Annotated in this window: 19 protein-coding genes and 1 pseudogene; 1 reads left to right on the top strand and 19 read right to left on the bottom strand. The window is 61.0% G+C overall.

Features of this window, described 5'->3' with window-relative positions; genetic code table 11:
- Nucleotide 1: 1 nt before the first annotated feature.
- The 12 genes from KP703_RS07550 to KP703_RS07495 form a co-directional block, all read right to left on the bottom strand.
- Complete coding sequence (locus KP703_RS07550; protein WP_215754353.1) at nt 2-1,114, bottom strand: nucleoside hydrolase; 1,113 nt, start codon at nt 1,112-1,114, stop codon at nt 2-4.
- A gap of 427 nt (nt 1,115-1,541) precedes the next feature.
- A complete protein-coding gene (gene hemW, locus KP703_RS07545) occupies nt 1,542-2,714 on the bottom strand; it encodes a radical SAM family heme chaperone HemW (protein ID WP_215754396.1) in 1,173 nt (390 codons plus the stop codon).
- Nucleotides 2,711-4,708 carry a potassium transporter Kup gene (locus KP703_RS07540; RefSeq protein ID WP_062143355.1) on the bottom strand — a complete coding sequence of 666 codons (1,998 nt, stop codon included), beginning with the start codon at nt 4,706-4,708 and terminating at the stop codon, nt 2,711-2,713. Before KP703_RS07540 ends, hemW begins: the two co-directional genes overlap by 4 nt.
- A 96-nt stretch (nt 4,709-4,804) precedes the next feature.
- On the bottom strand, nt 4,805-5,488 hold the full coding sequence (locus KP703_RS07535; protein WP_215754352.1) for a YggS family pyridoxal phosphate-dependent enzyme: 684 nt from the start codon (nt 5,486-5,488) through the stop codon (nt 4,805-4,807).
- A 116-nt stretch (nt 5,489-5,604) separates the two neighbouring features.
- The gene (locus KP703_RS07530) at nt 5,605-6,639 is read right to left on the bottom strand and encodes an NAD(P)H-quinone oxidoreductase (protein WP_252353902.1); all 1,035 of its coding nucleotides are present in this window, start codon (nt 6,637-6,639) and stop codon (nt 5,605-5,607) included.
- Between the two features lie 136 nt (nt 6,640-6,775).
- Nucleotides 6,776-7,732, bottom strand: coding sequence for an alpha/beta hydrolase (locus tag KP703_RS07525; protein ID WP_215754351.1), 957 nt, complete (start codon nt 7,730-7,732; stop codon nt 6,776-6,778).
- A gap of 171 nt (nt 7,733-7,903) precedes the next feature.
- A complete protein-coding gene (arfB, locus tag KP703_RS07520; RefSeq protein ID WP_252353901.1) occupies nt 7,904-8,329 on the bottom strand; it encodes an alternative ribosome rescue aminoacyl-tRNA hydrolase ArfB in 426 nt (141 codons plus the stop codon).
- A 20-nt stretch (nt 8,330-8,349) separates the two neighbouring features.
- Complete coding sequence (locus tag KP703_RS07515; protein ID WP_215754350.1) at nt 8,350-9,999, bottom strand: ABC-F family ATP-binding cassette domain-containing protein; 1,650 nt, start codon at nt 9,997-9,999, stop codon at nt 8,350-8,352.
- Between the two features lie 49 nt (nt 10,000-10,048).
- Nucleotides 10,049-11,770 carry a D-lactate dehydrogenase gene (dld, locus tag KP703_RS07510; protein WP_215754349.1) on the bottom strand — a complete coding sequence of 574 codons (1,722 nt, stop codon included), beginning with the start codon at nt 11,768-11,770 and terminating at the stop codon, nt 10,049-10,051.
- A 132-nt stretch (nt 11,771-11,902) separates the two neighbouring features.
- Nucleotides 11,903-12,475, bottom strand: coding sequence for a Dabb family protein (locus KP703_RS07505; protein ID WP_215754348.1), 573 nt, complete (start codon nt 12,473-12,475; stop codon nt 11,903-11,905).
- Between the two features lie 58 nt (nt 12,476-12,533).
- Nucleotides 12,534-14,303 carry a chloride channel protein gene (locus KP703_RS07500; RefSeq protein WP_215754347.1) on the bottom strand — a complete coding sequence of 590 codons (1,770 nt, stop codon included), beginning with the start codon at nt 14,301-14,303 and terminating at the stop codon, nt 12,534-12,536.
- A gap of 162 nt (nt 14,304-14,465) precedes the next feature.
- Nucleotides 14,466-15,602 carry an ABC transporter substrate-binding protein gene (locus KP703_RS07495; protein WP_252353900.1) on the bottom strand — a complete coding sequence of 379 codons (1,137 nt, stop codon included), beginning with the start codon at nt 15,600-15,602 and terminating at the stop codon, nt 14,466-14,468.
- A gap of 105 nt (nt 15,603-15,707) precedes the next feature.
- Between KP703_RS07495 and KP703_RS07490 the strand changes: the two genes are divergently transcribed.
- Complete coding sequence (locus tag KP703_RS07490) at nt 15,708-15,908, top strand: hypothetical protein (protein ID WP_215754346.1); 201 nt, start codon at nt 15,708-15,710, stop codon at nt 15,906-15,908.
- Here KP703_RS07490 and KP703_RS07485 read toward each other — a convergent pair.
- From KP703_RS07485 to gnd, 7 genes and pseudogenes are all read right to left on the bottom strand, one after another.
- On the bottom strand, nt 15,905-16,135 hold the full coding sequence (locus tag KP703_RS07485; protein WP_062272215.1) for a hypothetical protein: 231 nt from the start codon (nt 16,133-16,135) through the stop codon (nt 15,905-15,907). The two genes, KP703_RS07490 and KP703_RS07485, sit on opposite strands and share 4 nt — an antisense overlap.
- 23 nt (nt 16,136-16,158) lie before the next feature.
- Nucleotides 16,159-16,641 carry a gluconokinase gene (locus KP703_RS15605; protein WP_252353916.1) on the bottom strand — a complete coding sequence of 161 codons (483 nt, stop codon included), beginning with the start codon at nt 16,639-16,641 and terminating at the stop codon, nt 16,159-16,161.
- Nucleotides 16,642-16,794: 153 nt separating this feature from the next.
- Nucleotides 16,795-17,496: pseudogene (gene rpiA / locus KP703_RS07480) on the bottom strand (ribose-5-phosphate isomerase RpiA); the annotation flags it as partial.
- Between the two features lie 57 nt (nt 17,497-17,553).
- Nucleotides 17,554-18,297 (bottom strand): 6-phosphogluconolactonase, encoded by a 744-nt coding sequence (gene pgl, locus KP703_RS07475; protein WP_215754345.1) that lies wholly within the window; start codon nt 18,295-18,297, stop codon nt 17,554-17,556.
- A gap of 4 nt (nt 18,298-18,301) precedes the next feature.
- Complete coding sequence (locus tag KP703_RS07470) at nt 18,302-19,120, bottom strand: Cof-type HAD-IIB family hydrolase (RefSeq protein WP_215754344.1); 819 nt, start codon at nt 19,118-19,120, stop codon at nt 18,302-18,304.
- A 3-nt stretch (nt 19,121-19,123) separates the two neighbouring features.
- Nucleotides 19,124-20,038 (bottom strand): HAD family hydrolase, encoded by a 915-nt coding sequence (locus tag KP703_RS07465; RefSeq protein WP_215754343.1) that lies wholly within the window; start codon nt 20,036-20,038, stop codon nt 19,124-19,126.
- Nucleotides 20,039-20,084: 46 nt separating this feature from the next.
- On the bottom strand, nt 20,085-21,083 hold the full coding sequence (gene gnd / locus KP703_RS07460; protein ID WP_215754342.1) for a phosphogluconate dehydrogenase (NAD(+)-dependent, decarboxylating): 999 nt from the start codon (nt 21,081-21,083) through the stop codon (nt 20,085-20,087).
- Nucleotides 21,084-21,102: the final 19 nt, after the last annotated feature.

The raw sequence follows: 21,102 nt of genomic DNA, 5'->3' as shown, positions 1-21,102 counted from the left end.
TTTACAGACCCTGCGCCTGCTTCACGAAGTTTTCCTGAAACTTCTCAGCATCAATTTTCTGCACCAGTGTTACTTCCCGCACGCCCATGGCGACCGGGGCCAGATTTTTGGGCCAGACATGCGCGTGGCCGTAGCTGTAGCCCTTGGCGGTTTCCACATCCATATAGGCTTTGACGGACTGTTTCACGAGTGACGGATCAGCCGCAATGGCAGCAGCCATTTCATCCCACAGCGGTAGCGGTGAGAAATTGCGGCTCATATAGCTCGTCACCGGCGTGTTCTTGCTGGCAATGCGGGCCATGTAGGGCTTTGTCATCATGATATCGTTGGAAACATTCCCCACTACCGTGATGGACGGCCATGCGGCGGTCAGCGTGATGTGGGCGGCTTCCGGGTCAAAAATCATGTTAAAATCAGACGCAAAGTTCGCGCTGCCGGTGATGGACATCATGCTGGTGTCAATCAGCCCACCCATAAACACCAGCTGCTTGGCCGTGGCGGCAAACGTTGGGTCCAGACGGATGGCCAGTGCCAGATTGGTCATCGGGCCTGCTTCATAAATTGTCACCTGATGCGGGTGCGCATGCACCATGCGGATCAGGAACATGGCCGCCGGTTCTGCAATGGCGGGGGTTTTGGGCGCGCCTTCTGTAAATTTGGGCAGCGGCGGCTGGATGGAGGGCACATTGTCCATGGAGCCGGGGCCACCCCATGCGCCTTTCCACGGAATGGCACCATATTGCTTCTCCCGCAGGCGCATGAGTTCCACGCTGTTGATCAGCGGATACACAGCGCCATCGGCCACCGGAATATCCTCACGGTGGGCAATTTCCAGAAAGCGGCGCAGGTGGGCGGATTCCGCATTCTCCCAGTCATCCCCCGCGCAAACGGTAAAGCCCAGAACCTTGATATGCGGGTTGGCCAGCAGCGGAATGGTGGACTGAATGTCTGACCCGCCCGGACCGAGAAAGTCATTATCTTCAATCACCAGTTCCGGGGCGTCGGTTTTCTCGTCCGCACGGGCATGGGGGGCGGCGCACAGCACGGCCAGCGTTGCGGCAAGGGCGGAAGTCAGCCGCAGAAGAGGGCGATGGGTGGGGGGACGCTGGCGCATGAAAAGCCTCGGTTGGTTAAGAACGGCACCCGGGTGGGTAACATGCCGCAAGCGTATCGTTAAATGGAATGGGAAGGGAATATGGCTGGGTAAAAATTTAATTCGCAGTGGATAAAGGTCGGGTATTTTAAACCATTGCCACGTAGTCCCTGGATGGCATAGCAGACGCTGGCATTCGTGTGGCATTTGAAAATGCGGGAAAGTATTACATCATTGTAGTGATTGGATAGGATTATAGAGAATGGGAAATTCCAGATATAAATGGTCTTTGACTTTTCTTATTTTTTGTTTGGTTTCTGTGATTTTTATCATCATCTGTGAAACCTATAGATGCATTTATGATTTTTCTTTCTGGGGAATTCTGGTGATCATCTTATCTCAGGTCATCTCTGTTCATGAGTTGCTGTGTAAAAAATAGCAGAACTGCTTACAGCACCAGCGCGCCCAGCAGGGCTTCCAGCCGCAGGCGGCCTTCCGGGGTGGCGCGGAGGGTTTCGGCGGTTTGCTCCAGATAGCCTTCTTCAAGAGCGGCTTCCAGAATAACCGGGTCCAGCGCGTCCTGCAGGCTCAGGCCGGTGCGGGCGGTAAAGCGGTGGGCGTTGATGCCTTCTGTGACGCGCAGGCCCATCAGCAGCATTTCCCGCGCACGGTCCGTCGGGTCCAGCGCATCCTGCGAGGTCTGGCCGGTGCCGGTGCGTTCCACCAGATCGGCCCACGGTTCCGGCGCACGGTGGCGGCGGGTGGCAAACAGGGCGTCGCCTTGCGTGACGCGCCCGTGCGCGCCGGGGCCGAGGCCCAGATAATCGCCATAGCGCCAGTAAGTCAGGTTATGGCGGCTTTCACTGCCGGGGCGGGCGTAATTAGAGACTTCATACCCTGCCAGACCGTGCCGGGCGGTAACCTCGCTGGTTTCCTGATACAGGCGGGCTGCGGTGTCTTCATCGGGCAGGGTGAACGCGCCGGTGCGATACAGGGCTTCAAACTTGGTGCCGGGTTCAATGGTCAGCTGATAGAGCGAGACATGGTCCGCCACCAGACTGAGTGCGGTATCCAGCTCCGCCTGCCAGTCCGCCAGCGTCTGGCCGGGTCGGGCGTAAATCAGGTCAAACGTAATGCGGGGGAACAGACCCCGGGCAATTTCCAGCGCCGCGAGGGCCTGTTTGGCTGAATGTTCTCGGCCCAGAAACTTGAGCGAGGCATCATCCAGCGCCTGAATACCCAGCGAAACCCGGTTCACTCCCGCCTGCCGGAAGGCGCTCAGGCGGCCAGATTCTACGCTGGTCGGGTTGGCTTCCAGCGTGATTTCAAGGGTGGGCAGCGGCTCGAAAAGCGTTGTGGCATCGGCAATCAGCGCGGCCACACTCTCGGGAGCCATCAGGGAGGGCGTGCCTCCGCCAAAGAAGATGGAGCCGAGTTTGCGGCGGCCCAGCCGCGCGGCCTCATGCGCCAGTTCCGTGCGCAGGGCGGCGGCAAAGCGAGCCTCCGGCATCCGTTCCCGCACGTGTGAGTTGAAGTCACAGTACGGGCATTTGGCCAGACAGAACGGCCAGTGGATGTAGAGCGCGAGAGGCTCGGCGCTTGAAGGTGCGAGGGCGGTCAGATGGCCACCTTCACGCCCAGCTGCACCACGCGGTCCGGCGGAATACGGAAGAATTCCATGCTGGAGGTGGCGTTGCGCGCCATGAACAGGAACAGGGACATCCGCCAGTGCGAGATACGCGGCACGGAGGAGCGGGTAATGAGTTCGCGGGATGTGAAGTAAGAGGCCTGCAGGGCGTCAAAATCCACCCCATTGGACTTCAGGTCTTCCAGCGCGCGCGGGATGTTCGGCATTTCCATAAAGCCGTACCGCAGGATGACGCGGTAGATATTGGGGGCCAGTTCTTCCACCGCCACGCGGTGGCCACGGTCGGCTTCCGGCTGGTCAAGGTTCTGCACGGTTACAAACAGAACGTGGTCATGCAGGATCTTGTTGTGGCGCAGGTTATGCAGCAGGCAGGGCGGCACAAAGTCCGGTGTGCCCGTCATGAACACGGCCATGCCCGGCACCCGGATAATGCGGGACTGCGGCAGACGCGCAATGAAGGAGCCCATGGGCAGGCTGTCCTGCCGCTGGCGGGCCACAATCAGGCCACGGCCCTTTTTCCATGTGGTCATCATCAGGGTCAGCACACAGCCTAGCAGCACCGGCACCCAGCCGCCATCAGGGATCTTCAGCGCGTTGGCGGCAAAGAAGGTGCTGTCCAGCGTCAGGAAGCCGCCAAACACAAGTGCCACCTGCCAGACAGGCCAGTTGAAATGTTTGCGGAATACCACAATGGCCAGAATGGAGGTGCAGATAAAGGTGCCTGTCACGGCAATGCCGTAAGCCGAGGCCAGAGCGTCGGAACTGCGGAAGGCCACAACCAGCAGCACGGCCCCAACGGCCAGAAAGCGGTTGAAGTCCGGCAGATAGATCTGGCCTTCTTCTTCCGCATTGGTGTGGGTAATGCGCAGGCGCGGCATGTAGCCAAGCTGGATAAGCTGACGGCAGATAGAGAAGCCGCCCGAAATCCCGGCCTGACTGGCAATAACGGTAGCGAAGGTGGAAAGCACCACCATCGGCCCCTGCATCCAGTGCGGGCACATCAGGAAGAACGGGTTTATCAGCGCTTTAGGGTCAGCAATGACCAGCGCGGCCTGGCCAAAATAGTTCAGCACCAGCATGGGTAGCACAAAGAACAGCCAGGCGTAGCGAATGGGCGCGCGGCCAAAATGACCCATATCAGCATAGAGCGCCTCTGCCCCGGTGACGCACAGCACCACGGAGCCAAGGGCGAGGAACGAAAGCCGGCCGTGATAGAACACAAATTCCAGCGCATAGGTGGGGGAAAGCGCCATCAAAACCCCGGGGTGATGCAGGATCTGCACAACGCCCAGCGCCCCCAGCGTGCCGAACCATAGCAGCATGACCGGCCCGAAAATGGTCCCGACCTTGCCGGTGCCGATCCACTGCACGCTGAACAGACTGATAATGACCAGAATGGCAATAGGGATCACAAAGTCATGCGCGGCAGGCACGCTGACTTCCACCCCTTCAATGGCTGAAAGCACCGAAATGGCCGGGGTAATAATGCCATCCCCAAAGAACAGACAGGCCCCGACAATGCCCACCAGCCCAAGTGCCCATCGGGTCCTGGGGTTGGTCGCCATTCGCTGGGCGAGGGACATGATGGCAAGAATGCCGCCCTCGCCATTATGGTCGGCCCGCATGATCAGGATGACGTATTTGACCGTCACGATGAGGATCAGCGTCCAGAAAATAAGACTGGCGACCCCCATAATTTCCCACGGGGCGACGTTATGGTGCCCGGAAATCACTTCCACTGTGGAGCGGAAGGCATAAAGCGGGCTGGTCCCGATATCCCCATACACAACGCCCAGCACACCCAGCAGAGCGGCAAAGCCCACAGGGGCGGCAGCATGTTGCGGGTGGTCGGCGTCAAACTCCGTAATCTGTGGCTTTTCAGCCTGAGCCGGAGCGGGTTGTGCCGCGGCGTGGGGTGGGGTGCCAGACTGCGGGTCTGTTCCGGGGGTTTTAGCAGGGTCTGTCATGTCAGTTCTGGCTCCACGTCGCTCGTGGGAAAATGTGTCCCGGCGTTTGCATAGGGGGTGTAGCCGGGGAATTGCAAGTTATCTGGTCTCCGCCCGTCAGGTGGTGGGTGGGCGCGGGCCAAAAATGGCTGTGCCCACGCGCACCAGTGTCGCGCCCTCGGCAATGGCAATCGGGTAATCGGCGGACATGCCCATGGAGAGCACCGGCAGGCCGTGCGTATGCGCCATGCTGCGCAGCAGGCGGAAATGCGGGGCGGGATCTTCTTCCGCTGGCGGGATGCACATCAGCCCCCGCAAACTGGTGCCAAAACGCTGACGGCAGGTGCGGATAAAGCTGTCGGCTTCTTCTTTCGGGACGCCGAATTTCTGGGGTTCGTCGCCCGTGTTTACTTCAATCAGCAGTTCGGGCATCTGGCCCACACTGTCCGCTGCGCGGGCGAGGGCATCGGCCAGCGCAGGGCGATCGAGGCTTTCAATCATATCTGCAATGCGTACGGCGTCTTTGGCCTTGTTGGTTTGCAGGCCGCCGATCAGATGCAGGCGCAGTGCCGGGTTGTGCTCCCGCAGGGGCGGGAATTTGGCGGCGGCTTCCTGCACGCGGTTTTCACCAAACACCGTCTGGCCTGCGGCAATGGCCTCCTGCACGCTGCTGGCAGGGTGGAATTTGGAGACCGCCACCAGAGTGACAGAGGCAGGGTCTCGCCCGGCATCGTGCGCTGCTGCGGTGATGCGGGCGCGGACATCAGCAAGCCTGTCCGCAAGAGAGGAAGATGGGGCCATAAAAAGAGAAGCTTCTCAAAGAGAGGGATCAGATCTCTTCTTGTAGCGAAAAAAGCCCCATGAGGGGAATGGCCGTGCGGGCATGGCCCCATGAGCAGACCCGCATCCGCCGCGCATCAGGCTTTTGGGTCGGGCACCAGAATAATGCGGCCCAGATGTTTGTTGTCTTCCATCATCTGGTGGGCTTCTGCGGCTTTGGAGAAGGGCAGCACGGTATCAATCCGCGGGCGGATGGTGCCGCTGGCCAGTAGGGGCCAAACCTGCGCGTGCAATTCCCGCGCAATGCGCGCTTTGGTTGCGGTATCCCGCCCGCGGAGGGTGCTACCGGTGACGATAAGCCGCCGGGTCATGATGCGGGCCAGATCAGCCTGTTCCGCCTTGGCTCCGCCTTGCAGGGCGATAATCACCAGCCGCCCGTCCATGGCCAGACTTTTGATATTGCGGTCAAAATACGCGCCGCCGATCATATCCAGAATGAGGTTGACGCCGTTGCCATCCGTCAGCTCGCGCAGGCGGGCGGCAAAATCTTCCTCATGGTAGTTGATGGCAATGGCCCCGAGCTTTTCACACAGGGCGCATTTTTCAGCACTGCCCGCCGTAACGTAGGGAATGGCCCCAAAGGCCCGTACCAGCTGGATGGCCGTCACACCAATGCCGCTGCTCCCGCCGTGGATCAGCACGCGCTGGCCCACAGCCGGAGGGGCGGGCATGAACAGGTTGGACCACACTGTAAAAAAGGTTTCCGGCAGGGAGGCGGCCTGCACGGCATCATACCCTTTGGGCCAGGGCAGACATTGCCCGGCAGGCACCAGACAATATTCCGCATAGCCGCCACCATTGGCCAGCGCGCAGACGGTGCTGCCAATTTCCGGCATGGGGGTGCCTTCCAGCGGCGCACCACAGCCCACAATCTCCCCGGCAATTTCCAGACCAAGGCGCGGATTGGCTCCGGGCGGCGGGGGGTAAAGTCCGGCACGCTGCATCAGGTCTGGCCGGTTTACGCCTGCGGCCTGCACGCGTACCAGCACCTCGCCCCGCCCCGGCTGTGGGATGGGGAGTGTTTCACAATGCAGCACGTCCGGCCCGCCCGGCTCTGCAAAGCAAATGGCCGTCATGGTGCTGGACTGAGTGGGGCGGTGGGAAGCTGTCATCAATGCGCCTCGCGGAGGAAAAGCCATGAGGCAGCATGAAGCCCGATTTCTCAATCCGGCAAAAGAGGGGGGCACTTCACGTCTGGGATAGGCGAAGGCCGGGCACCGGTTTTCCGCCAGCGCCTGGCCAGCGGGATTACAGACCCAGAACCCGCTTCAGGCCCGCGCAGTATGCATCAGCAAAGCGGCGGGAGAGTTCGGCGTCCGGCACATACATGTCGAACACATGATAGGCCCCGGGCACGACCATGACTTCTGTTGGCACACCTGCGGCCATCAGCCGTTTGGCGTAATCCAGATCTTCACACAGGAAGAGGTCCATGGAGCCGACACCAATAAAGGTGGGGGGCAGCCCTGTCAGATCCTTCGCACGGACGGCGGAGGCATAAGCGGGCGTATTGGCGCCCCCGGCGTCGTTCCCCAGATAAGCCTGCCATGCAAATTTATTGGCGGAGCGGGTCCAGACAAACTCGCCAAAGTCTGCTGCGGGGTCAGACGTCGTGGCCGTGCGGTCATCCAGCATGGGGTAGATGAGCAGCTGATACGCCAGCTTGTACTCTTTCTTGTCCCGCGCCATCAGAGAGAGGGCAGCGCTCAGCCCACCACCAGCGCTTTCCCCGGCCACAACAACCTTTTCACGGTCAATGCCCAGTTTGTCGGCGTTTTCGTGCACCCATTTCAGCACAGCATAGCAATCTTCAATAGCGCCGGGATATTTCACTTCCGGGGCCAGACGGTAATCGACGGAAAAAACCTTGAAGCCCATCTTGCTGGCCAGCTGCTGGCATTTTGGGTCATCCACTTCCGGGTGGCCGGACACAAGGCCGCCGCCGTGGATATAGACCATGGCTGGCGCTCTGGGTGCGGGTTTGCGGGGGCTGTAGGTCAGAATACGCACATCCGGCGCGTTATTCAGGCCGGGCACATACTCTTCCTGTGCTTCCACATCCGGCAGAGGTTTGCCTTCTATAAGGCGCACGGAGGTCAGGAATGTTTCCCGCACTTCCGGCAGGGACATGCCCGAAAGGCCATCAAAAGACGGCATTTTTTCAAGCACAGGAAGGAATTCGGGATTTACGACAGATTTCGGCATGGTGCGTCATCTCCTTTTGACAAGCGACATCACAGATCGTCTTGCTGAAAGAAGGTATAGCGTGCGTATCGTGTTTTTTATTTGATGGATGTCAAAATAAACAAACGTATTTTCAATATGAACTATAGCCCTAGAAACTTTTATTATGTGACTAATAAAGAAGTTCTATGTCTAATCGTCAAATTTCTTACTGCGCCCCTGCTTGATGCTGGAGCGGCGGGATTTGCCGTCCAGCCGCCGCTGGCGTGCGCCTTTGCTGGGGCGGGTAGGCACCCGGTAGGCCTGCTTATGCGCGGCCTGCCGGATCAGTTCGGCCAGACGCTGGGTGGCGTCTTCCCGGTTCTGCTGCTGGGTGCGGTAATTGCGAGCAGTGATGACAATCACCCCGTCCCGCGTGGCCCGGCTGCCTGCCAGTGTGAGCAGGCGGGTGCGCACCCGCTCGGGCAGGGAGGGCGAATTGGCAGCATCAAACCGCAACTGCGCTGCGGTGGCGACCTTGTTCACATTCTGGCCGCCGGGGCCGGACGCCAGAATGTAAGTAAAGGAGAGTTCCGCGTCATCCAGCGCAAGGCTGGGGGAGATGGCAATCTGCGCCAAGGGTCCGTCCTACGCCCTGTTCAGGACTTTTTCTTCTTCTCTTTTTTCTCTTTTTTGTTTCGCTTGTCCTTCGCAGCACGCTGCGAGGGGGCAGCTGTCCCGCCACGGGCGCGTTCAATCACAAAGCGGGCGTAGTCGTCCATATCGCCATCAAACGGCACAATGGTGTTGTCTGCCGCCAGCCACAGGCGGTCCGCGACCAGCTCCATCAGTGAGCGATCATGGGTAATCAGCAGCACAGCGCCTTCATACGCATTCAGCGCGTCCAGCAGGGCGCGGCGGCTGTCGATATCCAGATGGTTGGTCGGTTCATCCAGAATCAGCAGATGCGGGGCGGCCATGGCGACCATGTTCAGCAGCAGGCGGGCGCGCTCCCCACCGGACAGCGCCTCCACTTTAGTGCCCTGCTTTTCAAAATGGATACCAAACTGTGCCAGCCGGGAGCGGTGAGACTGGTCACTGTCCGTTGGCCGTGCTTCCCGCATAATATCCAGCGGGGTCTGCTGCGGGTCCAGCGCTTCAATCTGATGCTGATGGAACCAGCCTACTTCCAGCCGCGCGGAGCGGGACACGCGGCCGGAGCGTGCTTCCAGCGCACCCGCCACCAGCTTGGCAAAGGTGGATTTACCCGCCCCGTTCACGCCCAGCAGGCCGATGCGGTCATCCACGTCCAGCCGCAGATCAAGGTCTTTCAGAATGGCAGGGTCATCCCCGTACCCCACTTCCACATTTTCCAGCCGCAGCAGCGGCGGGGCCAGCGGGCGGGGCGGAGAGGGCAGGATGAAGGGGGAAACCTGTGCCTCGATGGTGGTTTCAATCGGCGTCAGCTTGGCCAGACGTTTCACGCGGCTCTGGGCCTGCGCGGCCTTGGCGGCGGAGGCTTTAAAGCGATCCACGAAGGATTGCAGATGTGCCCGCTCGGCTTCCTGCTTGGCGCGCGTGGCACTTTGCAGGCGAATTTTTTCTGCCCGCTGATGCTCAAAGGAATCATAGCCGCCGGTATAGAGTTCCAGCTTGCCTTCCGTGACATGCAGCGTGAAATCCACTGAGTTGTTCAGCAGTTCACGGTCATGGCTGATAATCAGCGCGCAATGCGGATAGCGTTCCAGCCGGGCTTCCAGCCAGAGCGCGCCTTCAAGGTCCAGATAGTTGGTCGGTTCATCCAGCAGCAGCAGGTCAGGCTCGGAGAACAGGGCGGCGGCCAGTGCCACACGCATCCGCCAGCCACCGGAGAATTCCGCCATCGGGCGGTCCAGATCTTCGGTGGAGAAGCCAAGGCCGTTCAGAATTTCCGCCGCGCGGGAGGGGGCGCTGTCGGCATCAATTTCAATCAGCCGCATCCAGATATCGCCCATGCGCTCCGGTTCGGCGGTTTCCAGCTCGGCCATCAGCGTGGCGCGTTCCAGATCTGCTGCCAGAATGGTTTCCAGCAAGGTGACATCCGTGGCCGGATGTTCCTGATCCACCGCCGCAATGCGGGCAGCCTTGGGGATGGAAATTTCACCGGAGTCCGGCTGCAACTCGCCTTTAATCAGCTTGAACAGCGTCGATTTCCCAACCCCGTTCCGCCCCACAAGAGAGACCTTGGAGGGGTTGGGCAGGCTGACGCTGGCACGATTAAAAAACTGGCGTCCCCATGCGTTGAACACGAGGCTGTCGATCTGGAGCATAAAGCGAGAGGTCCGGTAACAGGGAAGGGCCGGACCTCTCTATCGCGTTTTAGACGCTCTCCGCCACCCAGTTCTTCTTTTTAGTGGCCAGACCAATGCCGGGGTTCATGCAGTTGCAGGGGTCCAGCTCCCGGTAATGCGCCAGCATGACATCGGGGGCCTGATAGAGATGGCCCACATTATGTTCCGCCGGGTAGCGCGCGCCGCGCTGGTCCAGGCCGGGGAGCATGCTGTGCTCCACAGCCATGGCGTTGTAGCCTTTTTTGATGACGTAATCCTGATGCATCACATGGCACAGGAAGTGGCCGTAATAGAGTTTGACGATAATCTTGTCTTCAATCTCTTTCGGCAGTCTTTCAAACCAGTTGCGGTCGTTGCGGCGCAGGGCAACGTCCAGCGCCACAATGTCTTCCGCCTCACGGTGATGCACGGCGCGGTAGCGCACAGCGGCACCGGCAGCAGCAAAGCGGTGCAGGAAGGCGCGGGAGCCTTCATCGGGCGTGCATTCAAAGAATTCACCGGTCGCCTTGCTGAAGAACTGCTCCAGATAGGCCTTCATCGGGCCTGCCAGCGTGGCGGAGGTTTTCAGCATCAGGTGGTGTTCAAACTTGTCCCGATATTCCAGCATCCGGCTGGGCAGCTGGTTGGGGATGAACACGCTGAGCGCCTGCATGATGCGGTCACTCAGGTTTTCAGGCAGGAAGCCGAACTGTTTGGCAAAAATGTCAAAGCGGGACTTCATGGCGAACATTTTCGGCAGGAATTTCGTGCCGAATTTGCGGATGACTGCAAACGTGTCCTTGCCGTATTTCTCGGCAATGTTGAACGCATCGCGGTGGATGTATTCGCCTGAAATTGGCAGTTCTTCAAACCCTGTCAGCATATGGCGGCGGAGGTCTTCCAGCTCGTCCGTGCTGTTGGAACCGATGTAGAACACTGCCGGGTCTTTTGCTGCGGGGAAGGTGTCCAGACGCACGGCAAACACCACCAGCTTGCCCGCGCAGCCTGCGGCTTCATGCCAGCGGGCCGGGTCCGCGTTAAAGCGGGCGGGGGTGTCCGCATCAATATCGCGCACGTGAGTGATGTAGTTGTTGTCATGCCCGCGGCCGGCATCCCAGTCGATGTCGGCATCGGAGAACGTGCCAGCCTGCAGCTTGTTCAGAATGGCTTCCGGGTCATTCCCAAGCTGGATGCCCAGATGGTTGACGAGCTGGAGCTTACCGTCTTCCCCCACCTGACCAAACACGGCCATTTCCGTATAGGCCGGCCCACGCTGCACCAGCGCCCCGCCCGAGTTGTTGCTGATGCCGCCCAGAACGGACGCGCCAATGCAGGATGAACCGATAACGGAATGCGGTTCCCGCCCAATGGCGCCCAGCATGTTTTCCAGTTCATACAGCGTGGCGCCGGGCAGGCAGACAACCTGCTTGCCGCCGCCAATCATATGCGCGCCGGTCAGCCGGAGGGTGCTGATGAGCACGATCTCACGGTCATAATCATTCCCATCCGGCGTGGAGCCACCCGTCAGGCCGGTATTGGCGGCCTGCATGATGATAATCTTGCCCGCATCCACACAGGCCTGCGCCACCCGCCAGAGTTCCACCAGCGTGCCGGGCTGCACCACGGCCAGCACCTTGCCCGCGCCAAAGCGGAAGCCATGGCGGAAGCGGTAGGTTTCGGCCTCGCTGGTCAGCACGTGGCTGTGTCCGGCAATGTCCTTCAGGCGGCCCAGAAGAGACTGGTTCGCCGGGGTCTGGGCTGGGGCGGTCATAAAGAAAAGGCTCCGTCTGGATCAGGCTTAAAAAGGATGATGTGTTATAACACTGTTCTGTATCCATACCAGATCACAGATATGCGTTTGCGTTGGTGCGGCCTCCCGTTCCGTGCGGGAAAGACCGCCGGCTTAAGGGGCCGCCGGGGCGGTGGGCGTAAAGTCAAACACCACGACCTTGGCCAGATACGGTCCGGCAAAGGTTTTGAAGGTATCATGCGCCGGGTCAAAGTGCCCTGCCTCGGTGACAATCGGGCGGCCGACGTAAAAGTTCCTGTCCCCTTCAGACTGGAAGGTGACCAGATAGCCCTGCTCCAGACCGAGGTCTGCATTTTCCCCGCTGTTCTGCGCCCCGGTCTCAATGGACGTCACGACTGTCTTGCCGTCCGGCCTGCGGGAGAGGGTGGTGAGGGCTATAAAGCGCCGGGTGACCTCCGCGCGCTGTGCCGCTGTGGTGCCGGGGCGGAAGGTGAACATCACCATATGGCGCACCACACCGGACTTGTAATCCGGGGCGGTAAAGCGCGCAGCCCCGACGGATTTCAGCTCAGCCCGCACAGCCAGAGCGGCAGCATCTAAAGCGGGCGTGGTGGCAGGTGCGGTTTTAGCGGTCGGGGCGCTCAGGGCGGGGCCAGCCAGCCCGAGGGCCAGAGCAGCCGGGGCGCAGGCCAGCAGCAGGGTCTTCAGAGAAGCGGGGCGAGGCATAGAGGGTTCTCCTGACTGAAATCATCAACGCGTCAAATGGTGCAAAGTGCACACCCGGTTAAACCCGGTATTTTTCCCCCGCCAGTTCCCGCCGGGTGCGTTCCAGTTCTTCCGCATAGCGGCGCAGCACGTAGCGTTCGCTCAGCAGGCCGAGAATGTGGTTGTCGTCATCCACCACAGCCAGTGCCGGGCGGGCCAGCCGCTCGAACGTATCAATGGCGGTGGAGAGTGAGAGGGTCGGGGTCAGCGCCAGATCATCGGGGGCCACAAGCTCAGCCAGTGGCGTGGTTTCCGGCACGCGACTGGCGTGAAACAGAACGTTTTCCACCAGTCCTTTATAATGGTTCTGTTCATCACACAGGATGATGTAGCGCGGCGTCTGGTTGGGGAAGGCGAGGCGGGCAGCCTGCACGGTTTCCGTGGCGGGGRAGGTGGCGACTTCCGTGCGCATCATCCGCTCCACCGTCAGCGTGCGCATCCAGCCCACATCCACGCCGGAGCGGATATTTTCCCCGCGCAAATGGAAGCGCCATGTGGCGAAGGAGTAGCCAAAGGTCCGCCGCACCGTCATGGAGGACACAATGGCCGAGACCACCACAGCGCCCGTCAGCGGCAGGCTGCCGGTCGTCTCCAGCGCCAGAAAGATCATGGTCATGGGGCCGCCAATAACGGCCACGGCCAGCGCGCACATGCCTACAATGGTGCAGACGGAAACCGGCAGCACGGCCAGCGGAGCGAGCGCTCCGGCAAAGACCGCGCCCGTCAGCACTCCCAGATACAGCGAGGCAAAAAACAGCCCGCCGCGAAAGCCCGAGCCAATGGAAATGGCGGAGGCCAGCGCCTTAAGTCCCAGCAGGCCGAGGGCGAGCATGAAGGGCGGCGAGCTGATCAGTCCGGCCCGCATGGCCATGTGGCCGGAGGAGAGCACGGAGGGGGAAATCAGCGCCAGCCCACCCACCAGCAGGCCACCCAGCGCGGGGCGCATCCAGACCGGCATCGGCAGGCGCTGGAAGGTGTATTCCGTCAGCGTGACGCCGCGCATCAGCATCACCCCCACCAGTCCGGCAAAAATGCCCAGCAGGATAATGGGGAAATACGCCAGAAGCGGGATGCCCTGCGGTGTGGCCACCCAGACGGGCGGCAGCACGGTGCCGGTCAGATGCACCACGCCAATGCCGCAGATGGCAGCCAGCGCCACCGGAGCCAGCGCGGTAAAGGTGTAGGAGCCAATAATCAGTTCAAACGCATAGAACGCCCCGGCCAGAGGCGCATCAAACGCGGCCCCGATGGCCCCGGCGGCCCCGCAGCCGACCAGCAGGCGCACATCCGCCCGGTGCATGCGCAACTGCCGCCCGATGCGGGAGCCAAAGGCCGCACCCAACTGACTGAACCCGGCCTCCAGCCCCAGTGACGCCCCGCAGCCATTGGAGAGAATGGTCTGTCCGGCCAGAATCAGACTGTCCCGAAAGGACATGCGGCCCCCGTGCAGGGCGTTGGCCTCAATCGGGTCTGCCGGGCGGAAGCGGGTTTTGCGGGCCAGATACAGGCTGGTCAGCCCCAGCAGCAGCCCGCCACACATGGGCACCAGCAGGGCGCGCACCGGGTTGACGGTGGTCAGCCCGGACAGGCGGCCAGACCCGGGGGCCAGCAGATGATGTGCGAGGAAGGTTGCGGTGGTCATCAGGCTGACAACACCACCCGCCAGCACGCCAACAAGGGCGGCCAGTGCGATAAGCCACAGAGTATCTTTACGGACAAGCGCCCTGAGCGCCGCCAGAAGCCGGGGCGGCGTGTTGTGGGTGCGCATATGGTCCAGCAAGCCGGTCATGGCGGCGCTGAAACAGGCAGAGGGGCGTCTGTCTGGTGTCTCACGCTGTCCCTAATGCCTGTTTTCTCCTGCGGGAGGGAAGGGCTAATTTCATTCCAACAGTAAGAGAACGGCGTCAGTCCCGCAGCGTTCCCCATCCGCACTCAGGCGCGGGGGCTATGCTCAGGGCGTGGCGGGAGGCTGGCCTGCCAGAATCCGCGTTACGTCGTCATCCGTCAGAGTGTAGCGGAAGAACTGCTTGTAGAACGCTTTCAGGTCCCGGCGCAGGTCGATGTCCTTGAAAATCTCTGGCTGGAAGTGCTGTGCAGCCCATTCCAGCTGAAGCAGGACTTCACAGCCGTAGCGATCCCACGGGAACACGCCTTGTGGGTTGGTCCAGGCCTTGCCGTTCTGGAAGGCTGAGAGGGTGCGCAGCGGTGCGTCTGCCGCCAGCGTTCCGGCATTGGCCCCGATGACAATCATATCCGGGTTCCAGGCCGCAATCTGCTCAAACGTGACGGGGCGATGGTTGCCGGAAACTTCTGCCGCCGCATTCCGACCGCCAGCCGCCTGAATCCACGCATCAATCAGCGTATCCGTGCCGTCAATCTGCAGGGGGTTAAGGCGGGCAATATGCAGCACACGCGGGCGGGCAGACGCGGGCAGAGAGGCGGTGCGGGCATGCAGAATCTGCTGTAACGCCTCCAGCTTCTGGCGATATTCGCTGGCGATCTCATGCGCATAAGGCGTGGCCAGGGCGTCGGCGGTCATGTCCACGGAGGTGAGCATCTGCGGCAGCGTGGTGTAATGCGCATCCAGCGTGGGCAGGCCGGTTTTGCGCAGCTCTTCCGCCTTGGCGTGGGTAGGCACAAACACCAGCCCGATATGGCGGTTCAGCAGGTCTTCCGGGTTCACACTGTCCGGGTGGATGCCGGTTTCCGCCGAGCGCAGCATCGGGGCGACCTTGAACAGCCAGGGCAGGTCCGCCGGTTTGTCTGCCGAGACCTTGATGCGCTCCGCCCCGCCCAGCATGACGGTAATCTCGTTATGGGCAAACCAGAGGTCCGCAATGTTGAGGGCACTTTTGTCCAGCGCAACGCTGGTGCCACTCATATCCGTAACCGTGCGGGGGTAGACCGGGATATTATTCACCGCCGGCATGGTGGCTACGGCCTGCGCGACAACGTGCGCACCGGGGCCTTCCGCCGGATGCGCTGCTTGTGCGGCAGCCTGACCGGACACAGCCAGAGGGACAGCCAGCCCCACGCCCAGCAGGCTGAGCATGAGGGATGAGGAGCAGAGCAGTCTGCAACGGAGCATGAGAGAGCGCATGAGTATCCCGGACCTGATCGTATTATATACGTTAGAATACAGAAGGCACGGGTGCAATATGGCGGCTCTCCGAACACGAAAAGGGAAGAACCGGTGCGACAACACAAGGTAATGCTGGGGGGTAAAGTGCTGTATCAGGCCGCGCAATTAACGCACGCGGAACGCTTTGCCGCAGCGCGCCGGGCGGAGGGTGTGCCCTGCCATGTGGTGCCGGACGCCACGCCCAAACCGCCGCGCCGGGAGCAGATCAACCCGCTCACCGGCCAGCCCCGCAAACGCGGGCGGGTGCGTTAAGCCAGCACCGTCCGGTTGCGCCGCCATGCGTCTTCCAGCGCATCCGCGGGGTCCTGATGCGCGTCACTCCACGTGCCCTCGGTGGCTTCCGGTGCGTGAACTGTGGCGCGCCATGTGGCGGAGCCTGTCACGCGCTCCATCTTTATGGCCCATGAGGGGGGAATGCGCGTGAGCAACCGTTCCATCTTCTGGCCAGATGTCAGCGGTTTTGCGTAATTATGGCCCACGGCGCGTTCCCCTTTGTCTTCAATCAGGCGGTTTTCAGATAGGACAGAATTTCCGCAATGGTTTCAGTCGGATTGGCCTCTGCGGAGATGCTGAGGGCATGCTCATCTGTCCCGGGTGCTTCCAGTGTCTGCAACTGGCTGGGCAGCAGGGTGGGGGGCATGTAATGACCCCGCCGGCGCTTCAGCCGTTCCAGCAGAACGGATTCCGTTGTGTGCAGATAGATAAAGATGGGGTCCAGCCCGCCTTTGCGCAGCACATCCCGGTAGGAATGTTTGAGTGCGGAGCAGGTGAGAATCCCGCCTGTGCCAGCCCGTTCACACTCGGCCAGCCATTCCTGGCAACGCGCCAGCCAGGGCCAGCGGTCTTCATCATTCAGCGGGATGCTGGCGGCCATTTTGGCAACATTGGCGGCGGGGTGCAGGTCATCCCCTTCCTGAAAAGGCCAGCCCAGCTCATTGCGCAGACCTTCCGCTATGGTGGTTTTGCCGGAGCCTGAAACGCCCATAATCACCAGTAGGCGCTTTTTAATGCCTTCCGCCACAGGCTGCGTCGGCAGGACGGTCTTGCTGCTGCCGTTCTCGTTCGGCACGGGCGGCACGCGGGTGGCAGGCTCTGCCGGGTCCAGCGCGGGGGTGGCAATCAGCCCGTCAGACACGGTGGGGGTAATGACGCGAATGCCCTCAGGGCCTGCGGTAATGGCCTGCGTGGCCATGCCAATAAACAGCCCGTGTTCCACTACACCCACAAGGCTGTGGATGTCCGTGCCCAGCTTGTGCGGGTCTTCAATCGGGCCGAACACGCAATCCATGATCAGGTTCTTTTCATCCGTCAGATAAAAAGACCCATCCCGGTGTTTACGCGGGGTGACGTGCGCGCCCATGCGGCCCAACTGGACGGCAACGTTCTCCCAGCCGAAGGGAATGACTTCCACCGGCACCGGGCAGAGCATGCCCAGATGGTCAACATACTTGCTGCTGTCGGCCACAATCACAAACTGCTTTGCGGCGGAGGCCACAATTTTTTCCCGCAGCAGCGCGCCGCCGCGACCTTTGACGAGGTTGAGCGTGCGCGGCTCGATCTCATCCGCGCCATCAATGGTGATGTCCAGCTCCGGATGTGCGCCAAAGGTGGTGAGCGGAATGCCTTCTTCCCGCGCCTGTGCTTCCGTGGCGTCGGAGGTGGGAATGGCGCAGATTTTCAGCCCTTCCTCCCGCACGCGGCGGCCCAGTTCCGCCACGACAAAAAACGCTGTGGAGCCTGTTCCAAGACCGACAGCCATCCCGTCCTGCACCAGTGCTGCGGCCTTGATGGCGGCTTGCTGTTTCAGGTTGGCGGCGGGGTCTGGTGTTTTGTCGGTCATGGAGCTGTTCCTTGTTCTTGTTTTTTATCGGTCAGATCTGGTCAGGCCGTGCGTGTTTTATACGTCTGCGGGGGCGGCGTCACGGTCCAGCACCCAGGTCAGATCCCCCATGGCGGTAATGGCGCTGGCCGGGCAGGCGGGGTCCTGCGCGCGGACTTTGGCCACGGTCTCCCGCTTGGACGCACCTTCCACCAGAAAGACAACATGGCGGCTGGCATCAATGGCCGGGTAGGTCATGGTCAGGCGGGTGTAGGGAGCGACGGGCGGCACGCAGGTGGAAACCCATGCCGTGCGTTCCTTCAGCACCGGCTGGCCGGGGAACAGGGAGGCCGTATGGCCATCGCTGCCCAGCCCGAGCAGATTGACATCAAACAGCGGTTTGCCGGGCTGGAGCGTGTCGGCCCCGTAAAACTTTTTCAGTTCGGCATCATATTCTTTGGCGGCCTCTTCCGCGGTGCCAGCCGTGGGGATGAGATGCACATTTTCTGCTGGCACCGGCACATGGGAGAACAACAGGCGCTGGAGCATGCCGGAATTGCTGTCTTCATGGTCATGCGCCAGAAAGCGGTCATCACCCAGAAAGAATTCCATGCGCGCCCAGGGGAAGCGGCTGGCATACGGCTCGGACGCCATCATGCTGTACAGCAGTTGCGGCGTGCTGCCGCCGGAAAGGGCAATGCTGAACGGCCCGTCCTTTTTGGCCAGCGCCTCCTGCAACAGCCAGTCTGCCAGATGGCGTGTGGCGGCTTCTCTGTCTGCAAAAACGGCAACCTTGCCAGTGCGGGTGTTCTGTCCGGTCATGATATCAGTCCTCTCCGAGCACAAACCGTTCAATGCCTTTGGCAAACCCGTCCTCTTCAGAAGACGCAGTTGTCCATGTGGCGCTGGTTTGCACGCTTTCTGTCGCCTGCCCCATGGCAATGGAGGTGCCACTGGCGCGGAACATCAGCACATCATTTGGCTGATCCCCAACGGTGAGCATGGCGGTGGCGGGTATGTTCAGCAGGCGTTCCAGCGTGTGGACAACGCCGCCTTTGTTGGCATCCGGGTGGGTGATGTCAACATAATAGGGTTGAGACAGGGCGGCGGAGGCCGAAGCCCCCAGCTCCTGCGCCAGTGTGTCGGCTACGCGGCGCATCAGCTCAGCATCATCACTCACGCCGGTAATCTTGATGATGTCATCCAGTACGTCGTCATAAGAGCGGGTGACACGCGGCGGGAATTTGACCGTCCACTGCTCTCGCGCAACATGCGGCGCGGAGGCATCCGGCACCAACCAGTCCTGCGAGGTGTAAACCCATGCGGGCACACCATGCTCTTTCAACAGGGCGAGGGTTTTTTCCGCCACCGCACGGGGCAGCCGCAGGGCGCTGATAAGCTGCATATCCGGCTGCACCATCATGCCGCCGTTAAATCCGGCCAGCGGCGTTGTCAGCCCCAGCGGCTCAATAAGCATGGCCATGCCACGGGGTGGCCTGCCGGACGTAATGGCAAACAGAATATCCCGCTCCTGCAAGGCCTGCACGGCCCGGATGGCTCGCGGGGTGAGAATTTTCTCCCGCGTGACCAGTGTGCCATCCACATCAGCCAGCACCAGCCGGATGTCATGCGGCGGGCGGGGCATGGGTCAGGCTCCGGCAGGCGTGCCGGGGGATGCGGCAGGCGCGCTGGCGGGGTGATCGTTCAGAGAGACTGCACGGGGCAGTACAATGGACTCAATGGCTTTGGACCAGCCCTCATCCGTGTTGGCGGCTGTCACAAAATGCGCCTGCGCCGCGACGCCATCGGAGGCCTGCCCCATGGCGATGGCAAGGCCTGCGACTTTGAACATCGGCACATCGTTGTCCATATCGCCAATGCAGGCCACTTCGGAGGGGTCAATCCCGTAGAACTCTGCCAGATGGCGGAGGGCGTTGCCCTTGTTGGCATCCTGCGGAGTAATATCAAGGAACCACTGGCTGGAGCGGGCGACGCTGGCGCGGCCTTCCAGCAGCATGCCGATTTCGGCTTCCTGCCGGGCGACGGCATCATAATCGGCAGAGGAGCCGGTAATTTTGCCAATCCCGGTGGTAGAACCGGCAAAGCTGGAGACAATTTGTGGCTCCATGCGCACCGCCTTGCGTTCCGGCTCTACGTACGCGCCGGTGGGGTTATCCACCAGCCATTCATGCCCACGGAACAGCCAGGCATCCAGATTATGCACTTTCAGCATATCCAGCGTATCCTGAACGGCCACCGGGTCCAGTGCCAGCTGGGAGCGCACAGTGCGATCTGCATTGAAGATCGTACCGCCATTCAACGCGCCATAAGGCGTGTGCAGGCCGAGCACATCAAAATACATCTCAATCCCGCCCGGCGGACGGCTGCTGACGAGGCAGAGCGGAATACCTGCCTCTTTTAGCGCCTGCACGGCGGCCAGCGTATGATGCGTGACCTGCTTTTCCGGGGTGAGCAAGGTGCCGTCCATATCGGACACGACCAGCTTGATGCGAGACGCCGGGGGCGCAAGAGCGGCGTGAAGGGCGTTATCGGTAACCGTCATGCTGCGTTTGCGCTCCCTGTGCTGTAACGCGGACTAAAAGAGCAGTTTAGTCTTTTGTTTCAACGTGTCCACCAAAGCCATACCGCATGGCAGACAGCACTTTTTCCGAGAACGTGTTGCCAGAGCGGGAGCGGAAGCGGGTGAAGAGCGCTGCCGTCATCACCGGCACGGGCACAGCTTCTTCAATCGCGGCTTCAATCGTCCAGCGGCCTTCCCCGGAATCATTCACTTCACCGGAGAATTCGGAGAGCGTTTCATTCTTGGTCAGCGCCTGCGCTGTCAGATCCAGCAGCCAGGAAGAGACCACGCTGCCACGCCGCCAGACTTCCGCAATATCCGCCATGTTGAGCGAGAAGCGTTCATCTTCCTGCAGGAGCGGGGAGTCCTTGCGGTACATCACGTCAAAGCCTTCGGCAAAGGCCTGCATCATGCCGTATTCAATGCCGTTATGGACCATTTTGACAAAATGGCCGGAGCCAGCCGGGCCGCAATACAGGTAGCCCTGCTCGGCTCGCGGGTCCACGCCCTCACGGTCACGGCCGGGGGTGCGCGGAATATCGCCAATGCCGGGGGCAAGGGCAGACAGAATGGGGTCGATATGCTCAGCGGCTTCCTTCGCGCCGCCGTACATCATGCAGTAGCCGCGCTCCAGGCCCCACACGCCGCCGGAGGTGCCGACATCGATGTAATCAATGCCTTTTTCAGCCAGCGTTTTGGCGCGGCGGATATCGTCCTTGTAGTAGGTGTTGCCACCATCAATCACAATATCGCCGCGCTGCATCAGGCCGCCCAGTGAGAGCACGGTTTCTTCCGTAATCTCACCAGCCGGGAGCATGGACCAGACAATGCGCTTCGGGCCTGCCAGTTTTTCCACCACGTCCGTCAGGCTGCTGGCACCAACGGCACGACCGGCTTCCGCACGGGCGACCACTTTTTCAACAGCTGCGGGGTCACGGTCATAGACCACCACGTCATGTCCATGCCGTGTGAGGCGGACGGCAATATTGCCGCCCATTCTGCCAAGCCCGACGATGCCGATCTGCATACTCAGTTTTTCCTTATCG

It is taken from the genome of Acetobacter sp. P5B1, from assembly GCF_018811985.1.
Lineage (GTDB): Bacteria > Pseudomonadota > Alphaproteobacteria > Acetobacterales > Acetobacteraceae > Acetobacter > Acetobacter cerevisiae.
This window is presented reverse-complemented; position numbering and strand designations above follow the sequence as displayed.

Bases quoted from the DNA above. Each gene is read 5' to 3' on its own strand.
- KP703_RS07465 (WP_215754343.1), bottom strand. From the start codon at position 20,038: ATGACGGTTACCGATAACGCCCTTCACGCCGCTCTTGCGCCCCCGGCG.
- gnd (WP_215754342.1), bottom strand. From the start codon at position 21,083: ATGCAGATCGGCATCGTCGGGCTTGGCAGAATGGGCGGCAATATTGCC.
- pgl (WP_215754345.1), bottom strand. From the start codon at position 18,297: ATGACCGGACAGAACACCCGCACTGGCAAGGTTGCCGTTTTTGCAGAC.
- KP703_RS07550 (WP_215754353.1), bottom strand. From the start codon at position 1,114: ATGCGCCAGCGTCCCCCCACCCATCGCCCTCTTCTGCGGCTGACTTCC.
- KP703_RS07470 (WP_215754344.1), bottom strand. From the start codon at position 19,120: ATGCCCCGCCCGCCGCATGACATCCGGCTGGTGCTGGCTGATGTGGAT.
- KP703_RS07525 (WP_215754351.1), bottom strand. From the start codon at position 7,732: ATGCCGAAATCTGTCGTAAATCCCGAATTCCTTCCTGTGCTTGAAAAA.
- KP703_RS07540 (WP_062143355.1), bottom strand. From the start codon at position 4,708: ATGACAGACCCTGCTAAAACCCCCGGAACAGACCCGCAGTCTGGCACC.
- KP703_RS07515 (WP_215754350.1), bottom strand. From the start codon at position 9,999: ATGCTCCAGATCGACAGCCTCGTGTTCAACGCATGGGGACGCCAGTTT.
- KP703_RS15605 (WP_252353916.1), bottom strand. From the start codon at position 16,641: ATGGGCGTTTCAGGCTCCGGCAAAACCACCATAGCGGAAGGTCTGCGC.
- KP703_RS07535 (WP_215754352.1), bottom strand. From the start codon at position 5,488: ATGGCCCCATCTTCCTCTCTTGCGGACAGGCTTGCTGATGTCCGCGCC.
- KP703_RS07505 (WP_215754348.1), bottom strand. From the start codon at position 12,475: ATGCCTCGCCCCGCTTCTCTGAAGACCCTGCTGCTGGCCTGCGCCCCG.
- KP703_RS07495 (WP_252353900.1), bottom strand. From the start codon at position 15,602: ATGCTCCGTTGCAGACTGCTCTGCTCCTCATCCCTCATGCTCAGCCTG.
- KP703_RS07530 (WP_252353902.1), bottom strand. From the start codon at position 6,639: ATGACAGCTTCCCACCGCCCCACTCAGTCCAGCACCATGACGGCCATT.
- dld (WP_215754349.1), bottom strand. From the start codon at position 11,770: ATGACCGCCCCAGCCCAGACCCCGGCGAACCAGTCTCTTCTGGGCCGC.